The organism is Ohtaekwangia sp., from assembly GCF_036568665.1.
In the GTDB taxonomy this organism is placed as follows: domain Bacteria; phylum Bacteroidota; class Bacteroidia; order Cytophagales; family Cyclobacteriaceae; genus Ohtaekwangia.
Genome location: NZ_DATCSD010000081.1, coordinates 25,848 through 47,628, shown reverse-complemented (window position 1 = coordinate 47,628; position 21,781 = coordinate 25,848). Strand labels below are relative to the sequence as shown.

The 21,781-nt window shown below is 44.8% G+C and carries 16 protein-coding genes; 13 read left to right on the top strand and 3 right to left on the bottom strand.

Annotated features, from left to right (window positions below):
* Window positions 1–42 precede the first annotated feature (42 nt).
* The 3 genes from VIN08_RS04265 to VIN08_RS04255 are packed head-to-tail and all read right to left on the bottom strand — an operon-like array spanning window position 43 to window position 4,248.
* Entirely contained in the window at window positions 43–1,947 is a 1,905-nt protein-coding gene (locus VIN08_RS04265; protein WP_331960728.1) for a response regulator, read from the bottom strand.
* Window positions 1,948–1,949: 2 nt separating this feature from the next.
* On the bottom strand, window positions 1,950–2,402 hold the full coding sequence (locus tag VIN08_RS04260) for a response regulator (protein WP_331960725.1): 453 nt from the start codon (window positions 2,400–2,402) through the stop codon (window positions 1,950–1,952).
* Complete coding sequence (locus VIN08_RS04255) at window positions 2,389–4,248, bottom strand: PAS domain S-box protein (RefSeq protein ID WP_331960722.1); 1,860 nt, start codon at window positions 4,246–4,248, stop codon at window positions 2,389–2,391. The genes VIN08_RS04260 and VIN08_RS04255 overlap by 14 nt, the downstream gene beginning before the upstream one ends.
* Window positions 4,249–4,689: 441 nt before the next feature.
* Between VIN08_RS04255 and VIN08_RS04250 the strand changes: the two genes are divergently transcribed.
* The 13 genes from VIN08_RS04250 to VIN08_RS04190 all read left to right on the top strand — a co-directional run bounded on the left by VIN08_RS04250 (window position 4,690) and on the right by VIN08_RS04190 (window position 21,761).
* Window positions 4,690–7,398 (top strand): triple tyrosine motif-containing protein, encoded by a 2,709-nt coding sequence (locus VIN08_RS04250; RefSeq protein WP_331960719.1) that lies wholly within the window; start codon window positions 4,690–4,692, stop codon window positions 7,396–7,398.
* Window positions 7,399–7,602: 204 nt separating this feature from the next.
* Window positions 7,603–9,846, top strand: a complete 2,244-nt coding sequence (locus tag VIN08_RS04245) for a GAF domain-containing protein (protein WP_331960716.1) — start codon at window positions 7,603–7,605, stop codon at window positions 9,844–9,846.
* A gap of 5 nt (window positions 9,847–9,851) precedes the next feature.
* Window positions 9,852–10,259: a hypothetical protein gene (locus VIN08_RS04240; RefSeq protein ID WP_331960713.1), complete on the top strand. Its 408-nt coding sequence runs from the start codon at window positions 9,852–9,854 to the stop codon at window positions 10,257–10,259.
* A 58-nt stretch (window positions 10,260–10,317) separates the two neighbouring features.
* Window positions 10,318–10,713 carry a hypothetical protein gene (locus VIN08_RS04235; protein ID WP_331960710.1) on the top strand — a complete coding sequence of 132 codons (396 nt, stop codon included), beginning with the start codon at window positions 10,318–10,320 and terminating at the stop codon, window positions 10,711–10,713.
* Between the two features lie 12 nt (window positions 10,714–10,725).
* The gene (locus VIN08_RS04230; RefSeq protein ID WP_331960707.1) at window positions 10,726–11,139 is read left to right on the top strand and encodes a hypothetical protein; all 414 of its coding nucleotides are present in this window, start codon (window positions 10,726–10,728) and stop codon (window positions 11,137–11,139) included.
* Between the two features lie 52 nt (window positions 11,140–11,191).
* Complete coding sequence (locus VIN08_RS04225) at window positions 11,192–12,871, top strand: GAF domain-containing protein (protein WP_331960704.1); 1,680 nt, start codon at window positions 11,192–11,194, stop codon at window positions 12,869–12,871.
* A gap of 78 nt (window positions 12,872–12,949) precedes the next feature.
* Complete coding sequence (locus tag VIN08_RS04220) at window positions 12,950–13,453, top strand: hypothetical protein (protein ID WP_331960701.1); 504 nt, start codon at window positions 12,950–12,952, stop codon at window positions 13,451–13,453.
* 66 nt (window positions 13,454–13,519) lie between these two features.
* Complete coding sequence (locus VIN08_RS04215) at window positions 13,520–14,473, top strand: hypothetical protein (RefSeq protein ID WP_331960698.1); 954 nt, start codon at window positions 13,520–13,522, stop codon at window positions 14,471–14,473.
* 437 nt (window positions 14,474–14,910) lie between these two features.
* On the top strand, window positions 14,911–15,375 hold the full coding sequence (locus VIN08_RS04210; protein WP_331960695.1) for a YfiR family protein: 465 nt from the start codon (window positions 14,911–14,913) through the stop codon (window positions 15,373–15,375).
* Window positions 15,376–15,412: 37 nt separating this feature from the next.
* Window positions 15,413–18,598, top strand: coding sequence for a TonB-dependent receptor (locus tag VIN08_RS04205; protein WP_331960692.1), 3,186 nt, complete (start codon window positions 15,413–15,415; stop codon window positions 18,596–18,598).
* Between the two features lie 18 nt (window positions 18,599–18,616).
* Window positions 18,617–20,272, top strand: coding sequence for a RagB/SusD family nutrient uptake outer membrane protein (locus tag VIN08_RS04200; protein ID WP_331960689.1), 1,656 nt, complete (start codon window positions 18,617–18,619; stop codon window positions 20,270–20,272).
* A 61-nt stretch (window positions 20,273–20,333) separates the two neighbouring features.
* Entirely contained in the window at window positions 20,334–20,534 is a 201-nt protein-coding gene (locus VIN08_RS04195) for a hypothetical protein (protein ID WP_331960686.1), read from the top strand.
* A 12-nt stretch (window positions 20,535–20,546) separates the two neighbouring features.
* The gene (locus VIN08_RS04190) at window positions 20,547–21,761 is read left to right on the top strand and encodes a glycan-binding surface protein (RefSeq protein WP_331960683.1); all 1,215 of its coding nucleotides are present in this window, start codon (window positions 20,547–20,549) and stop codon (window positions 21,759–21,761) included.
* Window positions 21,762–21,781: the final 20 nt, after the last annotated feature.

Here is a 21,781-nt window from a genome sequence, read left to right as displayed (position 1 = left end):
AGTATATATAGTTTGGGTTGTTTGTTTAAATAGTTTGGTATGTTAAGTGAGGGGGGCCGCAGCGGTACTGGAGGATAGAGGGACCGATAGTGTAACCGTTGTGCCCTTTCCCGCTTCACTTCGCAGGGAAACATGGCCTTGCATCCGTTCGGCAATATGCTTTACAATATAGAGACCCAGCCCGGGGCCTCTTGCTTTTTTATGGGCCCGGTAAAACATATCGAACACGCGATGCTGAAACTCCGGTGATATACCATCTCCATTATCGGCCACATCGATCCGCACTGATTTATTCTTTTTTGTTACTGTTATATAGATATGGCACTCGCGTGCATCGTTGGAATAGGCAATGGAATTTTTAAACAACGATACAAAGACAGGGCGCAGCACAAACGGATCGCCAACAAAATCAATGTGCTCATCTACAAAAATGGAGTAATGCGTTTTGTCACTCCCTGGGTATTCGCGCAGATCGTTGATCGCATCCTGTACTACTTCACGAAAATCAATCTTCTCCGATAGCATCGGCTTATAGTATAGCGTAGAAATGCGCGTGAGTTCTTCCAGCATCGTTATCATTTCTACATTGCAATCATCCAGCATTTTTAGAAACTCTTTCTCTTCCGTATCCTGCGATACCATGTTCAATACATTGATCAGTCCGCGGCTGGATGATACCGGGCCTCGCAGCACATGCGAAGTATGATATAAAAATGCATTGAGTTCGGTAACTTTCGATTCGAGACTGAATTGCACGGTCTTCAATGCCGTGATATCAGTGATCATACCAAACGCACCGGTATAGTGGCCATCTTTACCATAGAGCGGGTTCCCGGATATAGACGTCCACACTTTTTTGCCCGACTTGGAGTTGAGCTTTATTTCAAGCTGTATCTTTTTTCCTTTACCCAGTGTTTTAAAATGTTCGATGGATGTAGCACGATCTTCTTCATCCATAAACCGGAAGAAGGATTTGGTCATCATTTCTCCTTCACTATATTCCAGCATTTCTGCCAGTCGCTTGTTTACAAAGATGGTTTGGTTATGCGCATCGAGCACCCATATACCTTCCTGTGCAGTTTCAATAATTTCACGATAACGCTCTTCGCTTTGTTTTAGCAACTGCACGGCAAGATCTTTTTCATCTTCTGCTTTCTTCTTCCGAAGCATATTGGTAAGACTGATCGGAAAACGCTTCAGGTTTGATTTAAGCAGATAGTCATCTATACCTTCGCTCAAACAGCCCGCGGCAAATTCTTCCGTCAATCCTCCCGAGATGAGTATAAAGGGTACGCGCGGATTTTTCTTTCGCAGTATACGGATCGCCTGTATTGCGTTGAAGTTGGGTGGTATATTAAAATCTGCTATCACCACGTCCGGATCAAACGTATCGAGTGCCTGTATATATTCTTCTTTGTTGCTCGCTATTTTAGATACAAGCTGTATGTTGAATGAGGCGATCTCGTAGAGCAACAACTCGGCATCATCGGGGTTGTCTTCCAGTATAAGAATGCGATACGTTTTCAGGTATAGCTGTACCTGGAGCAACGCTTCTTCAAATTTTTCAAGATCAAGTTTTTTGTGGATATAGGCTGTAACTCCCAGCTTGTAACGTTCAAACGCTTCACTGTCGCTCTCCTGCGAAGTAAAAATCATTACCGGTATATTTCGGGTGCGCTTGTTGTTACGAAGTTCCTTTACTACTTCCAGGCCACTTACGGTAGGCAGGTTTACATCGAGCAGAATAACTTTAGGCAGTGTTTTAAGCGGCTTCAATTCATACGAACCGCGTGAAAACAACAGGTCCAGCAATTCCCCTCCGTCCTTTAGCCGTACCGTTGGATTCAGGATCTTGTTTCTGATCAGTGTTTCAGTAATCAGTTGAGAATCCTGGTCATTATGTTCCACCAAAAGAATGTCAGCTTCGGTGGCAGGGGTTGTATTCATGTTCAGAGTTGCCCAACCGGCTTTTCATTAATGCTGTTCCAGTATATGGTTAATGTTTTTACTACCTGCACATAAAATTCAAACTCAACAGGTTTAACAACGTAACTGTTAACACCCAGGTTATACGCAGTGTGTATGTCGCGCTTTTCACGCGATGATGTAAGTATAACCACCGGTAAGGATTTGGTGCGTTCGTCCTGCCGGATGCGTTGCAAAATTTCCAGGCCGTCCATCTTGGGTAATTTCAAATCCAGCAATACAAGTTTCAGATCATTCTGCACGCGCTTGTTCTCATAACTCTTTTTGGCAAAAACAAAATTCAATGCATCAACACCATCTGCCAGGTGAAGAAAATTTATATTCTTGTCGCCTTGCTTCAAGGCATAAATGGTAAGCTCGGCATCGTCCGGGTTATCTTCCACTAATAGTATTTCAACGCGATCAGCTTGTTCCATGGGTTGTGTGATTAGTATGATTTGAGTTTTTTAACGAGAAGTAAAAAATCGCGCCTTCGCCTTCTTTTCCTTCTGCCCATACGTGCCCGCCATGCCGCGCAATAATACGTTTCACAATAGCAAGCCCAACACCGGTTCCCTGGTATTCCTGCGGATTGTGCAGTCGCTGAAATACACCAAACAACTTATTGTAAAACTCCATGTCGAACCCAACGCCGTTATCTTTTATATAGTAATGTATTTCGTCATGCTGCGGTATACATCCGATCGTAACACGTGGTGATTCTTTTTTAGATGAATATTTAAAGGCATTTGAAATAAGATTGAGATATACTTGTTTCATCAATGCTATATCGGCTTCTGCTACAGGCAACTCATGTATATCCAGTTGTGTCAGACCTCGCGTCTCTTTCAGCTCATCGAGTACCGAGTGCACGAGTTTGTTCATATCAACGGATGCGATCTGAATATCTTTCATGCCAATGCGCGAAAGCGTGAGCAGATCATCGATCAGGTTACCCATCTTGGTAACATTCCTCCGTATATTTCCCAGCAGGCGTTTACCTTCTTCGTCTACCGTTTCAAAGCGGTTTAGAAACATAGCAATGAAACCATCTATAGCGCGCAACGGAGCGCGCAGATCGTGCGACACAGAATATGAAAATGATTCGAGCTCAACAATGTGTTCGCCCAGTTCTCGATTCAATTGCTGAATGCGTTGCTCGGCTATTTTACGTTCAGTGATGTCGCGTATGGCTGCTAACGCCAGCGTGCCTTCTTCTGTTTCCAACGGACTAAGACTTATTTCTATGGGAAACTCGCTGCCGTCTTTTCGTTTACCATATAACTCGAGGCCTATGCCCATGCCACGAACACGGGGATCGCGAAAGAATTTTTTCCGGTGATCCGGATGTGCCGCGTGAAATCGATCGGGTATAAGCACTTCTATTTCTTTTCCTTCTATCTCGGCACGTTCATACTGAAATATATTCTTCGTTTGTGCATTTACCATTTGTATCGTTCCATCCTGGCCAACAATAACCATGGCATCGGGGGCAGACTCCAGCAGGCCTTTAAATTTTTCTTCTGATTTTTTTCGCTCGGTTATATCGCGTATAGCGGCAAGCGCCAGGGTTCCTTCGGCAGTCTCCAGCGGACTCAGACTTATCTCCACCGGAAATTCACTTCCGTCTTTTCGTTTACCATACAATTCCAGGCCTATACCCATGCCGCGTATACGCGGATCGTGAAAGAATCCATCCCGATGCTGCGGATGGTGTTTGTGAAACCGATCGGGTATGAGTATCTCCACATTTTTATTATATATTTCATTGCGGTGATATTGAAATATCTTTTCGGTTTGCGCATTTACCATCTGTATTTTTCCATCACGTCCCACAATGATCATGGCATCGGGTGCAGATTCCAGTAACGACTTGAATGTTTCTCTTGATTTTCGATGGCGTGTAAAATCGCGCGCAATGGCAGATATACCGATAACTTCTCCTGCTGTATTCCGGATCGGTGATAATGTTACCGACAGATATATAGAGCTTCCATTCTTATGTATGCGTTCTGTTTCGTAATGATCTATACTTTCCCCGCGTTTAATGCGCTCTATAATTTCCTGTTCTTCATGGTGGCGTTCGGCAGGAATGATACTGGTTATAGGTTTACCAATTACATCGTTCTGCGTGTAGCCCAACAGTTTTTGGGCTCCGAAGTTCCAGCTTGTTATGATGCCCTCCAGGGTCTTGCTCATAATAGCATCGGCGGCATGCTCCACAAGCGCTGCCAGGATAGCTTCTTTTTCGCCCGGTAATTTAGTAGCAAACGAATCGGTCATGACTATAGCACAAATTATACATCTTCCGCCAGCACGTATTTACACCTAAGCCAACCTATAGATCTTTCTGGCGCGACTAAAAGATCAACATGATCAGAGGGATCAAAGAATCTGTAATTAAGATAACGGTCTTTATTCTTTTATCCAAGCGTTGACGCTGTTGATTTTTTTTCTGCCGCTGCCGCACTGCATTAAAAATCGAAGTCCAGCGCTTACGTTGAAACGCATATATACAGCGTATAAAAGACTCCGTAAAATTACAGACACTGTGTTCGGTAATAAGTACAGCATGCAGTCATGAATATTGCAGAGGATGAAGTATTCGAACACCCGCTACATTTGGCATTACAGCAACCTGGGCTGTCGCAAGTAAGAGCAACCGTTGGCCTCGGCTGCTTGTTCTGAAAAGATTTTCCGGGGAAGCGTTGAACCCGAAAGAAAATGAAGCGGCAGGGAATTATACTCCTGATCTTTTTGATCGTAAATCGTCTTACAGTCCTGGCACAGGAGGGTGACTATTTTTTAACACAGCATCCCTACGATAATAACCGTTTCGATACCGAGAACTTTGCTATTGAGCAAGACAACAATGGTCTTATATATGTTGCCAATAAAAATGGCGTGCTGCGATACGATGGCCGCACGTGGGATCTTGTGTCGTGCCCCGGTTCGGTATATGATATACTCGTAACTTCGCAGAACCAGGTATATGTAGCCGGCAAAATGGGTTTCGGCTATCTTCAGTATACCATGGGGTTATCTACAGCTCAATATATAGCTTTACCCGGCAAAGTAAACCCTGAAGGTGTTTTCCGCATTGAACAACTGGGCGATAGTATTTTATTTCTCGGCAGTGAAGAGCTATATGTTTACCGGCAGGCAAAGCGCTCGGTAAGTAAAATAGCATCTCCGGAGGATGATCATTTTGTTAATATGTTTTTTCTGACGGGCAAGCTGGTTTTACAAACACAGAATAAATCTTTCTATACGATCCGCCGGCAACAACTAATACCTGTTGATACCGGTTTACCGGCTGATGCCTGGATCGTATTTGCAACCGAGAGCCCGGAGAATAACGGAGTATCGCTGGTGGGTACGCACAAAAATGAATTATACTGGCTGCGCAATGGTAATGCTATACGGGTTAACGCAGGCGACAGTGGGTATATAGAGAAATCAGAACTTACCTCGTGCCGTTGGGTAAACAAAGACCTGCTGGCGATTGGCACCCTGCGGGGTGGCGTAGTATTTCTCAAAGCTACCGGTGCGCTGGATAAGATCGTGAACTTCCACACCGGCTTACCCGATAATGAAGTATATACTTTGGGTATAGACCGTGATATGGGTATATGGGTTGCTCACGTATATGGCTTTACGCGTGTAGCACCTGCGTTACCGTTTCGTTGTTATTCCAATTTTTCCGGGCTGGAAGGAAACCTGCTATCCGTAATGCCTTTTGAAAGCACAGTATATATAGGCACCAGCACCGGGCTATATTTTCTGGAAACAGTGAAAGATGCTCCTGTGACTATAACACACACAGCCGTGAAGCGAAATATACCGACATCGAAGCAGGTGGCTGTTCAATCCGTTAAGCCAGCAGAATCAGCACCTGCAGAGAAAACAAAGCGTAAGCGATTTGCCTTTCTTCGCAGCAGGAAGAAACGGGAAGCGGCACAGGCACCTGTGGTGGAAACTGTAGCATTGAAAAAAGATGCCAATGATTTTCACAGTCGTATGGTGGTGCGATCGCGCCAGGCAGCACTTGAACAAAACCCGGATCTGCGTGTGGCACGCTATCGCTATAGACCTGTGGCGGGCTATAGCGGCAAAAGCCCGAGCCTGAAGCTATGCAAGAATAGTATCATTGCCGGTGGAAGTGGCGGGCTATACGAAGTACACGAAGGAAAAGCCGTAAAGATCGATGGCGAACACACACTGGCTTTTGCCTGCAATGAGGATACTGGTGAGATTGTGTCCTTTACCGCCAGTCATATTGTTAAGATATTTTTGAAGAACTCTTCCTCTTCCTGGAGCCTGCATGCTTCGCGCGCCATTGACGATGAAGTTGTGCACATCAACAACGGGCTTGCGAGTGAGATATGGTTAAGCGGTAGAAACGCCATCTATAGGCTAAAGCAAGACAGTGCGCACGCCTATAGCAAATTCAGTACACTGCGCATTGAAAATCCTTACAACGATAATGTATACTCATTTCTTCACAACGGCAAAGTATATTTCATTGCTTCGCACGATTGCTTTTACTTCGACCCGGGCCGTAATATTCTGCTGCACGATCGTGAAATACGAAAGCAGCTTGGTAAAATTGAACGGGTAATTCTGAGTAACGAAAATATCTGGGTATATCATAATGCACAATGGACGTGTTTGTCTGACCAGACTATACCGCATGACGGGTTGAATGTGTTAGGATTTTTCAAGCAGATCAAATCACTCTATGCGCAACATGACGGACAGTTCTGGGTAACTACCGGCACGAATGAACTATATAAGATTGCACCACAAGCCTATAGCGGACAACATTCGCTGCACAAAGTGCTGTTGAAACAGGTGCGCAGTAAAGATGGGAAACTATTGCCGGTAAGTGATCTGAAAGTAGAGCAGGACGACAGCTCGCTTGCGTTTGATTTTATACATCCGGATTATCTCGGCTTGCTGGGCATTCAATACCAGTATAAACTGGACGGATTATCAGATCGATGGACGGACTGGACTCCGGATGCTTCGTTATCCTATCAGCTTTTACCTGCCGGGCCGTACGATCTGCACGTGCGTATACGGGATGCGTTGGGTGAAACCTCCGAAGAGCATATCATTCATTTTAAGGTAGTGCCACCTTACTGGAAAACGTCCTGGTTCTATTCGCTGGAGATACTCTTCTTCGGATCATTACTGCTGATCACATTTCGCCTTAACCGAAAAGAAAATCGCTATGCGTTCCTTTCGCGCGTGCTTACATTTCTCACGTTGATACTCATCATCGAACTGATACAGAATCTGGCAGCAGGTTATTGGGCGACCGATACCTCACCCGTTGTGAACTTCTTTGTGCAGGCCGTAATCGCATTAATGGTATATCCTGTAGAGAAGCTGCTGCGAAAATTTCTTTCCGGTAATAAAGCAGGTTGATATAGGAGAGTGGCTTCTAAGTATTTATACGGAGGTAATTTTCAGTAAATATCAACACCCAAGTAAGCATTAAACCAGACAACTGAATGTATACCGCAGATTTACTTTTGCTGTATAGTTTCTTTAATCTGACCAGGCAACTGGTTTAACATATATAGTATGATTTCCGGGCGAATGAAAATCAAATTTACTCTATCCAGACAAATGTCTGTAGGCTACATGTTCATTGCATTGGTGGCAGTGTCGGCAGCCTGGTTCTGTTATAGTGCTTTGGAGAGGAATGAGCGGCTCGACTATGAAGTGCAGCATGTTAACTGGCCCATATACCTGGCGTTGAAAGATCTCAATGCGCTGCAGTATAATTCGCTGCGATTAACCAACCGCTGGGCGTTTCAACCCAATCCGCAGGATAAGCAGGCACTGGTAGATATACATAAAACAGAATTTCTGGCACTGAAGCGCACGTTGGAAAAGATCACTTCCGAATCAGATGACGCCTCCCTGAAAACCGGTGTGGATGATCTGTTGGAAGGTGTGCAGAAAGCATTGCTGGCGCAGAATGAAGTTATGGAGATATTGAAGTCCGACACGTCATACTCATCGGCATCCATGGACAAAGCCCTGCGTATTATCGACAAGAACATTACACCCGCTATTAAGAATACTGAGAACAGACTGGAGAAAAGTATACTGATTCAGAAGAGCAGAATTGCAGCCGCGCAATTAACCAAAAAAGAGAATCGGGGATTGATCGTGTTAACGTTGGTAGCAATGGTGTTGTTATTTATAGCAGCATCAATCATATCCTACTATTTCACCGTAGAGAAAGTGGTTCGACCTATCGTGTACCTCAAAGACATAATCCTACAGATCGGAGAGGGCAACATGATTGAAATAAAATTCAAAGAGCGCAAAGACGAGATTGGTCAAATCATGAAGGCTATAAAAGCTTTGATGAGAGGTATGCGCGAGAAACTGGTGTTTGCCGAGGAGATAGGTAATGGTAACTATACCAACACAACCTTTACGTTGCTGAGTGACAAAGATACAATGGGTAAAGCACTGCTGGATATGCGTGAGAACCTGAAGCGCAATGCAGAGGGCGAGCGCCAGCGTAACTGGTCGGTAGCCGGGCTTGCCGACTTTGCCGAGATCATTCGTAATCAAAACGATTTTCAAAAACTGGGCGATACCATTATCAGTAACATCGTAAAATATACCGGCTCCAACCAGGGCGGTCTGTTTATATGCCAGGATAGTAACGATACACACGAGGAACACCTTCGTTTATTATCGTGCTATGCGTGGGATAAGAAGAAATTTGAAGAGCGCGTTATATATAGAGGTCAGGGTGTAGTGGGGCAGTGCTGGGAAGAAGGCGGCCCGGTATATATGACACAGGTGCCTGAAGATTATGTACACATCACGTCCGGGCTGGGGTATGCAACACCGCGCAGTATTTTTATTGTGCCGCTCAAGGTAAATGAAACTATATATGGCGTACTCGAGCTTGCTTCATTCGATCCCTATAAAAATTACAAACAGGATTTTATTGTAAAGGTTTGCGAAAATATAGCTTCTGCTGTAGCGGCTGCGCGCAACAATGAACAGACGAAGCGCTTGCTGGAATTGAGTCGCCAGCAGGCAGAAGAGATGCGCTCACAGGAAGAAGAGATGCGCCAGAATATGGAAGAACTCACCTCCACTCAAGAAGAGATGGGGCGTATACTTGCTACTACACAAAACAAAGAACGCTTTCTGCGTGAGATGATGGATGCTTCTACCGATTCCATTATCACCTTCGATAAATCATATTCCGTGTTAAGCTATAACCGCGTAGCGTTCGAAGGCTTTAAGGCTGTAGGCTTGCGCTTGGATATAGGCAGCAATCTGCTTACGCTTATTGCCAGGTTTGGTGACGGATTCAAGGCTATATATGATCGTGCACTTGCGGGTGAGTCGTTCCAGGTAGAGAGCCGTGCTGACGATAGAGTATATATCGTGCACTATGTGCCAGTGCGTGGTGTAGAAGGTGAAATAATAGCAGTTGCTGTTTTTGCAAAAGATGTAACAGACATCATGCAAGCCAAACAGGAGGCAGATCGCCTGTTGATAGAAAGCCAGGCTCAGGAGGAAGAACTACGCCAGACAATGGAAGAACTGCAGGCCACCATGGAAAGCGAAGCGAAGCGGATGCGCGAGCTCGAACGCACATCAGCGCAGTTGGAAGCTCAGAAGCAGATGATGAATAAAACCATCGATAAGCTGAAGATTCGTGAGAATGAGAGCAAAGCAAAATCTGAAGAGCTCGAAATGAAAGAGCAACAACTGAATGCACAGCAGACGATGATGGAGCAGACCGTGCAGGAATTTATACAACGCGAAGCGACTTTACAGCAGCAGCTTGAAGAGAAAGAAAATCTCATTGCTGCGCTTTCAAAAGTATAGTAATAATGGAAAATAAAGATATATCCAGCTGGTTTGAAGAAGAGTATGCCCGCATCACATACGATTCGCAGCATCACCTATTAATACTTACCTGGATCACTCCACCGCTATCGCGTGAATTTAGATTCACCATGAATGCTGCTGCCGCAGCGATGCAGCATTTTGGCACTGGTAAACTCATTACCGATATAAATGGTATAGGGGCCATGCTGGAAGAAGATCAGCGATGGTCGGCAACAGATTGGTTTCCGCGTGCCATAGCAGCCGGTTATTCTGCTATAGCAGTAGTCAACCGTGACGATAATTTTTCAGGCATCTCTGTAGAAGGTGCAATCAATCGGGTGGGAGATCGATCGAAAGTACAAACGAGATATTTCGCCACGTTTGAGGAAGCACTCGCGTGGATAAAGTAACTATAGCATGTAGCAAAAGTGACATATATAGGTTCAAGGCAGAATATATATAGTGCAAATGGAAAACCTCGTTACCGAAAATATAAGAATACAGTTTATTCAGAATGATGGATACGTGGATGTAGCCTATACCGGTTTTATTACGTACGAGCAACTGGTAAATGCTGTTCAGCATCATTTGAAAATGGTACAACATTATGCTGTACGTAAGGTCGTTGTGAACCTCCAAAAGATAGTTATATACCCGGAGGGTGGCGTAGACTATATAAAGACAGAGTGGTTTCCGCGTATTACGCAATACGGAGTAACACACGTGGCATTTATAGTGCCGGAGAACGTGTTTGCCCAACTCGATATGCAGGCAGCGCATGCAGAAGCAGAAGAGAAAAAGATGTTACTCACCAAGTATTTTATTGAGGCTGCAGCCGCGCTGGAATGGATAAAACAATTTTAAAGATCGCACGATATGGAGGTATATTTTGATAAAGACTTCAAGTCAATTCTATACGATAAAAGCCATCATATTTTGGTCGGTATATGGAAGACCCCGGTGTTGTCAAACGAATATCGCGATTCGATGAAAGTTATGTTGCAGGCGATGCAGCAGTTCGGTTGTGGCAGCTTGATATATGATACCACGCACACAACCGTACTACCAGAGGAGGATATAGCGTGGACAACGGAGCACTGGAAACCACGTGCCCTGGAAGCCGGTATGAAAAAGATGGCCATTCTTGCGCCGGAAGATGTGTTCACGCACATGGCTATAGATGAAATGATGCAGCGAAGCGCTGACGTTAACAGTGCCTATTTCTCTTCGATGGCTGCTGCCAGGGAATGGATCACACGAAATAGTATACCTGTATATATCATTGAATAAGATTTTTTTAGTGCAAGAGATTTTGTGAGTTTGTAAAAACAGTTTGAAAAACATGAAGAAACTATTGACCCTTATCCGTGGAAATATTATTGTCGTTTTAATTGCCTTTGTATCTATACTGCTGGTTGTAAACGTAATGTTGATCTTTCATAATAAAAGCATCATCGTAAGAAATAACCAGATCATGCGAGAGTCTGAATATATAACCTATAAGACTAACCAGCTCGTAGGGTTTACGTTGCATAATATAGACCTGGGTATACGTGCCTATGGTATTTTGAAAAATGATGAAATGTATAGTCCTGCTGAAACAGCGATCAAACAGATAGACGAAGCATTTGATAATTTAAAGGCATCTGTTGCCGTGCATGGATATGATGGCGCACCGTTGGAAGAACTGCGTAAAACCTATCACGACTATGTAGACTTTATAGGAGTGATGAAGCAGATGGCAGCGATCGATAGCATGGCCACCTTCCGTAAAATGCTGGAAGAAGACCGTGGGCTTAAGGTTTTTATTCACTGGGATAAAGTAGGATCGAAGATTCTGAACTTCGAAACCGAACTGAAGGCAAAAGCAGAGGCCGAGTATCAATCGGCCGTGAACAACAACCTGTATCTTCAGATCGTAAGCCTGCTCATAGGATTGCCTACACTGGGTTATGTGGTTCTTAAACTTCGTAATGACTGGAGAGATCGCCTGAACCTGTTGATAGAACTGGAGGAGAATAACCGGAAGTATATTTTCAATCCGGGCACGTCATTGCAGATAGATGATCCTAAACAGGTAATTGAAAATTCTATCTTCAATCTCCAGCAAGCCAGCGAGTTTATCGAAAATATAGCAGATGGTAAATATACTGCAGAATGGAAAGACCTGGGTGAGACAAATATAGCGCTGAATGAAACGAATCTCGCGGGCCGCCTTACCAACATGCGCGAACAGTTGAAGCAGATGAAGCGCGAGGAAGAACGCAGGTTATGGACCAACGAAGGCCTCACCAAGTTTTCAGAAACCGTGCGTAATCACCAGAACAACCTGGCCGAGTTATCGAACGAAGTGATTCGTTTTATTACACGGTATATGGGTGCACAACAGGGTGGTTTATTTGTGTTGCGTGAGGAAGATGGAAGCTCTTATCTGGAACTCTCTGCTTCCTATGCTTTCGACAGAAAGAAATTTATAGAGCGCAGAATAGAAATTGGCGTAGGACTTATCGGCCAGGCATACCTGGAAGGAGAAACAACACTACTCACCAAATTGCCACAGGGATATACCTATATAACATCCGGTATGGGCGAAGCAACACCGGGATGTCTGGTGATTGTACCCATGAAGTACAACGATAAAACGGAAGCGATCATTGAACTTGCAAGCCTCGAAAAATTTGAAGACTATCAGGTTGCGTTCCTGGAAAAGGCCGGAGAATTTGTAGCTTCTGCGTTGCAGAGTGTGCGCACGACAGAAAAGATGCAGGAGTTACTTACCGCTTCTCAGCGGCAAACCGAAGAGATGCGCGCTACAGAAGAAGAGATGCGGCAGAACCTGGAAGAGTTGCAGGCTACGCAGGAAGCGATGGTGCGCAAGCAGGAGGAACTGGATCGCATGCGCGAAGAAGAAAACGAACGTGCTAAAAAAGTAGCAGAGAGCAATCGGCAGGCAACTAACCGGATCATTGAAAAACTGAAAGCAACAGAAGAGGAACTGCGAAGGCTAAAGAACGGAGACTAGGTATATAGTATAACAGCCGAAGCAGCAAGACAATTCGGGTGAGGGTAAAGTGATAGACAGAAAGTAAATATATAGATCATGCCACGGACGCCAAGAAATAAAGCAGCATTGAATCAGCAGACAGCTACTATTACAGAGTTGTTAAAACTCTCTACTATGTCGGGGAGAAAATACCTGACAGTAAACATGCTGGAAGATGACGTGATGGAGATAACGTGGGAGGGCTTTACCCCCGAAAGTATATACCGGGCCGGTATAGATAGCATTTCGGAAATTGCTTCCGAACAGTATCCGGCAGCAGTGGTGTTTAATACGTTGCAGCATCATGGCATCAGTGAAGAATCGCAGCGATATGCTGTAATGGCCTTATCGGAATATGTAAAGAAATATTTCTCCGTTGTGCGACCCGATCAGAAATTCAGACGCATCATGGTCGTGCAGGAGAATACCTATAACGACAGCGGTGCTACGGGCTATTTTTTAAAACTGGCCGAAGCCCGGATTGAAACTATATATGTACGTAGCATAGAAGAAGCATATAGTATTCTGAGCATGCCCGTAAGTATATTCCAGAGGTCATAGCCCTCTGCATCGTACCCGTTGTGTTGGCTTCATTTTCCGACATTACAGAACGATTGGAAACAAAGAATGATCAATAAGTACTCCTCCCAAAACTTTACACTGGAAGTAAACATTCTGCTTCGGTTTTTGAGAAGTACTATACTGATCATTTTTATTTATATACTATACGATCTGTACCACCAAACCGGCTTTGATAATCTTTTGAAGGCAGCCATTACAGGGATGGTGTTTGCAGCTTGTCATGAGTGGGTGGTAAGAAGCCATGGCTCACCGCTAGCCAGGCGCGTATCGATGGGTATGATCATGACCTCGATATCAGCCGGGTTCTTTTTCCAGGGAGGTATGTTCAATATCAATGCGCTTGATATGTTCGGGCTCATCATTGCGTTGATCATCATTTTTACCGGTCGCGACAGAACCGTTTTCCTCTCGATATACTTGCTGATCCTCAGCGGTATGATCACCATTCAACTCTCACATCCGGAATGGGTTGCCGATCTGCGCAAGGATGATGACACGTTCATGAACATACTCGAGATATTGATGCGCATAGGAAATATACTCTACATCAGCTACGAATATAAACTTGAATTTGAGCGGGAGCGCACCCGGGTGTTCGAAACGAACGAGCAGCTCGAAGAGGCAAACGCAGAAGTCTCTGCACAAAACGAATTGATTGCCAGCTATAACAGGCGACTGGAGGTGCTGGTAGATGAGCGCACCCGGGATATCCAGTTACTAAACCATAAACTTATTGAATACGCATATTTCAATTCGCACAAAGTGCGCGGTCCGCTGGCGCGTATCCTGGGGCTTGTATATCTGATCAGGCTTACAGCATCTACTGAAAAGGATTTTTCGATGGAAATTTTCTTCTCACATATCAGCATGCTGGAGCAATGCTCAGAAGAGCTGGACTCTGTCATTAAAGCGATCACCATATTGCTGGATGAAGAAACCCGTGACCTGCTCGATAGTCACACAGCATTGTCTAACAGCGATCAACATAAATCCGAGTAAGCCTTCTGCATTATATAGTACCGAATATAAAGGTATAATTAAAAGTATAATCATGGACGCAAAAAGAGAATGCTGACTTTTTGTTTCCCGCAGAGCATGATAACGGTAGGCTGTACGCCAATTTTTAAAAGGCAAATGTGAAGACGTTCATCAGGTGATATATTTTTAAAACGTTTGAATAATACCATCCGGAAATAGGGACTCATTTGTCTACTTTTTTGTCCGGGATGACATGAGTTTCATCACATCATTTAACATCTACTTGGGGAGGCTGTTGCCAGCCATATATAGTATGACTGGGAAGAACAGGAGGAATATAAAATGGAGCGAGAATTTTTGGGTGGTGTTGAGGTGGAGTGGAGTATGAACAAAATTCTGGTAAACGTATAGGCATGAAGCGATGGGTATTATTGATAGTTTGCCTGACAAGTATGTATATGAGTGCATCTGCGCAGGTCACACTGTATCGCACGTATGCATTATTTCTACAGAGCTTTGTGCGCTATAGCTCCTGGCCGGCAACGCCTGCTGAGTTTAAAGTAGTGGTGATTGGTGAAACCCAGGCCTATAGTGACATACAAAAGAATCTGGATGGAAAGTTGTATGGCGGTACCGTTGCAAAGGTAATAAAAAGTAACGATGCCGATAATCTTGCCGATGCAGCCATAGTATACCTCGCAGAAGACAAAAGCAATCTGCTTGCTACTGTTTTAAAGAACACGGAAGGAAGAGCGGTTATGATCGTAACCGAACGCGAAGGATTATACCGCGCAGGAGCCAGCATCAGTTTTGCGTTGGTCGATAACCGGCTACGCTACGATGTAAATACACGCGAACTGCAAAAGCGAAATCTTAAAACATCCGCACAGTTAATCTCACTAGCTCATAATGTATTGGATTAACCCGCATCATCTCTAACTGAAAAATCAAATTGTACCAATGAGGATAAATTTTACGCAGAATGTAGGGAGGGGCAGACTATACCGGATGTTACCGGTGTGCTTGCTGATGCTTTGTTTTTTGAACGCTGCCGCTCAGCAATTGATTAGCGGACGAATTACGGACCCATCGCTGGGAAACGGATTGCAGGGAGTAAATGTACAGGTGAAAGGAACTACTGCAGCGACCATGTCGGATGCAGAGGGAAATTATACCATTGAAGCGAAACCCGGTGATATACTGGAGTTTTCATTAGCAGGGTATACCATGCAGGAAATGCCTGTAGGAAACAGCACTCGTATAGATGTAGGGTTGGAAGAAGATATCAGTTCACTGGCTGCGTTACTGGATGTAGTGTTGGTGGGCTATGGCGAATTGAAGCGCATTGATCTTTCGAGTGCACAGAGTTCTATAGATGTCGATGCGATCAACTATACATTCAATACAACGATCGAGCAGGCTTTACAGGGAAGAGCAGCCGGTGTATATGTTACACAAAATTCAGGTCAGCCGGGCGGAAGTGTATCTGTAAATATACGCGGCATTAACTCGGTGAATGGAAGCAACGAACCTCTTTATGTAATTGATGGTGTGCAGATCGCACCGGGTACAGTACCGTTTGGAGCGACAAGTTCGGCCGATCCGCTCGCAGGAATAAACCCTGCCGATATCGATAATATAGAAGTATTGCAAGGACCATCTGCTACAGCGATCTATGGCTCGCGTGGTACTAACGGTGTTATACTCATCACCACCAAACGCGGCAAAGCAGGTGAAGTGAAAGTACATTATGGTTTTCAATATGGCTTGCAGAATACACCAAAGCAATTGCCTGTACTGAACCTGCGAGAGTATGCACAGTTGCGACTGGATCAGAACGCAATGGATGGTATAGCAAGCCCGGTGGCGTTTCAGGACCCTGCAGCATTGGGAACAGGAACAAACTGGCAGAAAGAACTATATAAAACAGCACCGCTGATGAAACATCAGTTGAGTCTCAGCGGAGGAAGAGAAGAAACAACCTTCTACCTGTCGGGAGAATATTTAAATCAGAATGGTATAATTACCGGCTCCGGTTTTGATCGCGGAAGCCTGCGACTCAACATCGACAATCAAACACGCAAGTGGCTGAAGCTGGGAGCGACCCTGAACGTTAGCCAAACGGATGATAAGCTAACCGCTACCAATGAAAATGTAGTGTTGAATGCATTGCGCATTGCGCCTAACGTAGCCGTTAAAAACCTGGATGGAAGTTGGGGCGGTGCCGATGCCATCAATGAAGACAATGTTCAATTTACACCGCCCAATCCTGTGGCAATTTCCAATCTTATACAGAATAAATATAGGAGACGTCAAATGCTGGGAGGCGTGAATGCAGATATAGACCTCGGAAAAGGATTTACCTTCACAACATCCGTTAACGGGAATTTTGGTACAGGCAACTCGGTATATTTTATGCCGATGTATACGCTGGGCGAACAGACCAATGAAGTTGCCTCTCTTACTTCTACCGATGTAACCAGTACATATTGGAACTGGAACCAGTTATTGAAATATACCCGCAACTTTGGTGTGCACGAGCTATCCATCATGGCAAGTCATGAAGCGCAGGTAGCGCAGGCTAAAACACTTTCGGGTACACGTGTAGGCTTTGTTACCAGCAACGTGCTTGATCTCAATGTAGGAGACAGTGGTGCGTCCACCAATGATAGCCACCAGAGTGTATGGGCAATGGAGTCGTACTTCAGTCGTGTAAACTATATATTCAACAAGAAATACCTCGTGCAGCTGGCTATGCGTGCCGATGGTTCTTCCAATTTCGGAGCAGGTAATCGCTGGGGTATATTTCCTTCCGGTTCTGCTGCGTGGCGTATCTCCGAAGAACCTTTTATGAAATCCATACCAACCATTAGCGAATTGAAACTTCGCGCGGAAGCCGGTGTAACCGGTAACCAGGGAAATGGTGGAACCTATACACCGATGAGCCCGGTAAGTTCTCCGTGGGGCAGCGGTTTTATCACCAGTCAATATGGTAACAATACCTTGAAGTGGGAACAGACCACTACCTATAACGTTGGGTTTAACCTTGGCCTGTTAAGCGATCGGATACACATAGAAGGTGATTTCTATATCAAGAAAACCAACAACTTGTTGATGACAAACCCTATTCCCGACTATATGGGTACAACGGGTAATGGATCGATCATAGCGCCTACTGAAAACATCAGCGCATTGGAAAACCGTGGCTATAGCTTTACGGTAAACACCGTAAATATGGATCAGCAGGGCTTTACCTGGAAAACCGGTTTTAATATATCCGGTTTTCGTACCAAAATTACCAAGCTATATTCCAACTCGGCTATAGTAGATCGCGTGTCGTGGTATATGAATAATTTTACACAACGTGCCGTAGTAGGTCAATCGCCCTGGCAGTTCTATGGATACCAGGAAGAAGGTATATTTCAATCTGTTGCTGATATCAACGCAAGCGCGGTTCCGCTGGGCACCGATGGCAATCGTCTTCCTGCAGCGACCAATGGCGTATGGGTAGGTGATACGAAATTTAAAGATGTAAATGGCGATGGTGTTATCAATGAGAAAGATCGCACCTTTATTGGCAACCCTTTTCCAAAATTCTTTTTCGGCATGACCAATACTTTTACCTATAAAGGTTTTGATCTGAATGTATTCATCACCGGCTCGTACGGAAATGATATATATAATTATGCACGCTATGCCGGCAGCAATCAGGCTAATGTAAATCTGGGACTGAATGTTTTCAGAGAAGATCTAAACTATGCGCGCATAGGGACAGATACGGAGGGAAATCCGTATGTGGAAAATGCCGGTACCAATATACCCCGTTTAAGCACAAATGCGAATGGAAACAATATCCGCATCACCAACCGCTTTGTAGAGGATGGTTCATACGTGCGATTGAAAAATGTGCAGTTAGGATATACTATACCGAAAGCACTAATCGCCCGGCAGCGATTTGTAAATGACATACATGTAGCCATTGGTGCGCAGAACCTGGCAACGCTTACACACTACAAAGGATATGATCCGGAAGTAGGCGCATACGTTGGGTCGAATGTAGCAGCCGGCAACCAGGCGATTGGTGTAGACTATGGCCGGTACCCGCTCACACCGGTATATACCTTCAGCATTCAGGTGGAATTATAGTATATGAAAAAAATCGACATGAAAAAGATATATATGACCTGCCGGTCGGTAGCGGTACTGTTGCTCGGCTTTATTGTGATAAGCTGCCAGGAAAGTTTCCTGGATCGTGAACCACTGGACACTGTAACCAACGAGGATTTTTACCAGACTTCTGAGCAAGTGCTCGCGGCTACTGCGCCACTCTACAATATAGTGTGGTACGATTATAACACGAGCGCTTCGTATGGTATAGGCGATGCGCGGGGAGGGGCGATGACTTCCATTGCCAACCAGATGGATAATATACTCTTCCGTACCAATGGTGCCACCGAAGAGAACAGCAATGCATGGCATTCACTGTTTAATGTTATAGGGCAGGCCAACGCAGTTATAAATGATATAGCAACCTATACCAGTGCAAGTGTGCCGGAATCTACCAAACAATATGCAACGGCAGAAGCGCGTTTCATGCGCGGGTTGGCGTACTCGTACCTGGTGCAGAACTGGGGGGCAGTGCCGATCATTACCAACAACGCAGCATTATTGCAGGATACATCCATTACACGTAATACGGTTGAGACAGTGTGGGAATTTGTGATACGCGATATACGCTATGCAGCCAAAACACTGCCGACAGCAGCAGCAGCAGAGGGGCGTCTTACCAAATATGCAGCACAGGGTATGCTTGCCAAAATGTTTCTGACCCGTGCAGGTATAAGCGGTACTCGCAGTGAAAGCGATCTGGATAGCGCTGCTTACTATGCAAAGCAGGTGATCAACAACAGCGGAGCAACCTTGCTAACAGATTATGAAGAGCTCTTCAAGATGAAGAACAACAATAACAGCGAGGGCCTGGTCGCGTTGCAGTGGATATATAACGGTACGTGGGGAACACAGAACAGCGTGCAGTCGTATCTCGCGTATAGTTCGGATATAACAAGCTTTAGCGATGGTTGGGGCGGAGATTTAGGTGCTTCCTATTATTTATTGGAGAAATATGTCAGCAACGATAAACGCAGAAAGGCAACCTTCATGTATCCGGGCGATCACTATAGTTATATACATCAGAAGACCAAGAATGCTGCTGGCGATGATATAGTGCAGGAGTTGCATGTGCCGCAGAACAATGGTAGTAACAGTACACGCGCATGGATAAAGAAATATGTAGTGGGCCGCCCGGAAGATAACGATGGCAAAGTACTCTATCAGCGTACCGGCATCAACACCTATATGTTGCGCCTGGCAGATGTATACCTGGTATATGCAGAAGCTATACTGGGCACACAATCGTCAACCAGCGATGGAGAGGCACTGAAGTATTTCAACGCAGTGCGTTTGCGTGCCGGCCTCACGGCAGTAACGTCCATAACATGGGATGATATTTTTGAAGAGCGTGCATTGGAGTTTGCCATGGAAGGGCAGTTGTGGTACGACTTTGTGCGACTGCATTATTACGATCCCGAGAAAGCTTATACCATGTTGAGCAACCAGGAACGTGGTTACTATACCATTACACCAGTATATCGGAATGGCGATGCTCAGACATATCCTGATCCAATCGATTGGACGGTAGCGGTAACTTTATCGCAGAAGATAACTGCCAGCGCCTCTAATTTTATTATACCTATACCAACAACGGAACTGGAGCGGGCCCCGAACCTGAAGAAGGAACCGGTGCCCTATGTGTTTGATTAACTGCAGAAGCTGATTGACACAACCTATCTATACTTTGGATCTATATACTGAATCGAACTGTATGAAAATATTGACGAGAAATTTTTACATAAAGAGTATACTTCCGGTGCTGTTGCTTACAGGATGTTACTTGCTAAATTCATGTCGCGATGACGAGCGTGCTGCCCCGGTGATTACCGATGTACGATTGGTAGATCCTACCAAAAAAGACAGCACCTTTACCCAGGCTTTTCCCGGAACAACGGTGGTGGTGGAAGGATAAAATTTCATTGAGGTGAAAAGTGTGATGCTGAACAATACAGCTGTAGAGGTCAACCAGGCCTATATTCAGAGTGAAAGTATGATCGTTACTATACCGGACGATCTTCCGTTGAAAGGTACCGATTCTTCACTGCCCAACCAGATCCGGATCATTACGGCTTCGGGTACGGCTACATTTGATTTTACTTTCCTGTCGCCAACACCAACTATTACAGATCTTACTTATACCATGCCTGCTACTGCAGGGCAACCGTTTATTATTACCGGTACGAATTTCTATGAGGTGCAAAAAATTGTATTTACCGTAAATGGAAACGCGATCGATGTAACAGATTTTACGGTGGATAATACCTATAGCAACATTTCACTGGCTATTCCGGCAGGCGGTGATGCCGATGGCACTGTTACGGTAATAACAGAAAGTGGCCAGGCAACAAAATCATATAAGGCTACGGTTAATCCCTATATTACTTCATTCAGTACAGATATACCGGTGCCAGGCGATTCGATGGTGATTGCCGGTGAATACTTCATCAGCATATCTAAAATTATACTGCCCGGTAATGTGGAGGTGCCCGCAAGTAAACTTACCATCAACACGAGCAAGACAAGGATTGCTTTTGTAATGCCATCCTTAAAAGCGATCGGTACAGTAAAAGTAGTTTCGAATCTGACAACAGTAGAAAGCAGCACCATACTGAATGATACCACCAAGATACTTTACAACCACGATGGTGTGGGTGCATGGGACTGGAGCGGAACAACGGACGCAACAGATGGTGTGAACAAACCACTGGCTTCGAGAGGTAAATTTAAACGCTTCAAAGGAACTATACCGGCCTATACCGGGTGGTGGCAAGCGAATGGCTATGCGTTTTCAGGATGGTCTTCTACGATCAGCGATGCTACGCTGGTATCAGACCTGACGTTAAAGTTCAATTTCTACTCCGTCAACGCCTGGGCTGGAGCAGGATATATACAGGTAAAACTTTTTAACAACGATAATTACTCGGTTATACTCGAGCCGTGGAAGGATGGCACTGTACCAACCGGACGCTGGATTGAGATGTCTATTCCGTTATCATCCTTTAATATACCGAATATGACTACGTATGCCGATTGGAAAACCCAAACAACGGACAACGCAGTAGTATTTATCTTCGCCAACCGTGATGGCCAGGAAGTATCCGCGAACTTTTGTCTGGATGATATACGCATAAGCCAATAGCATGAAAGTTGAAAGTGTAA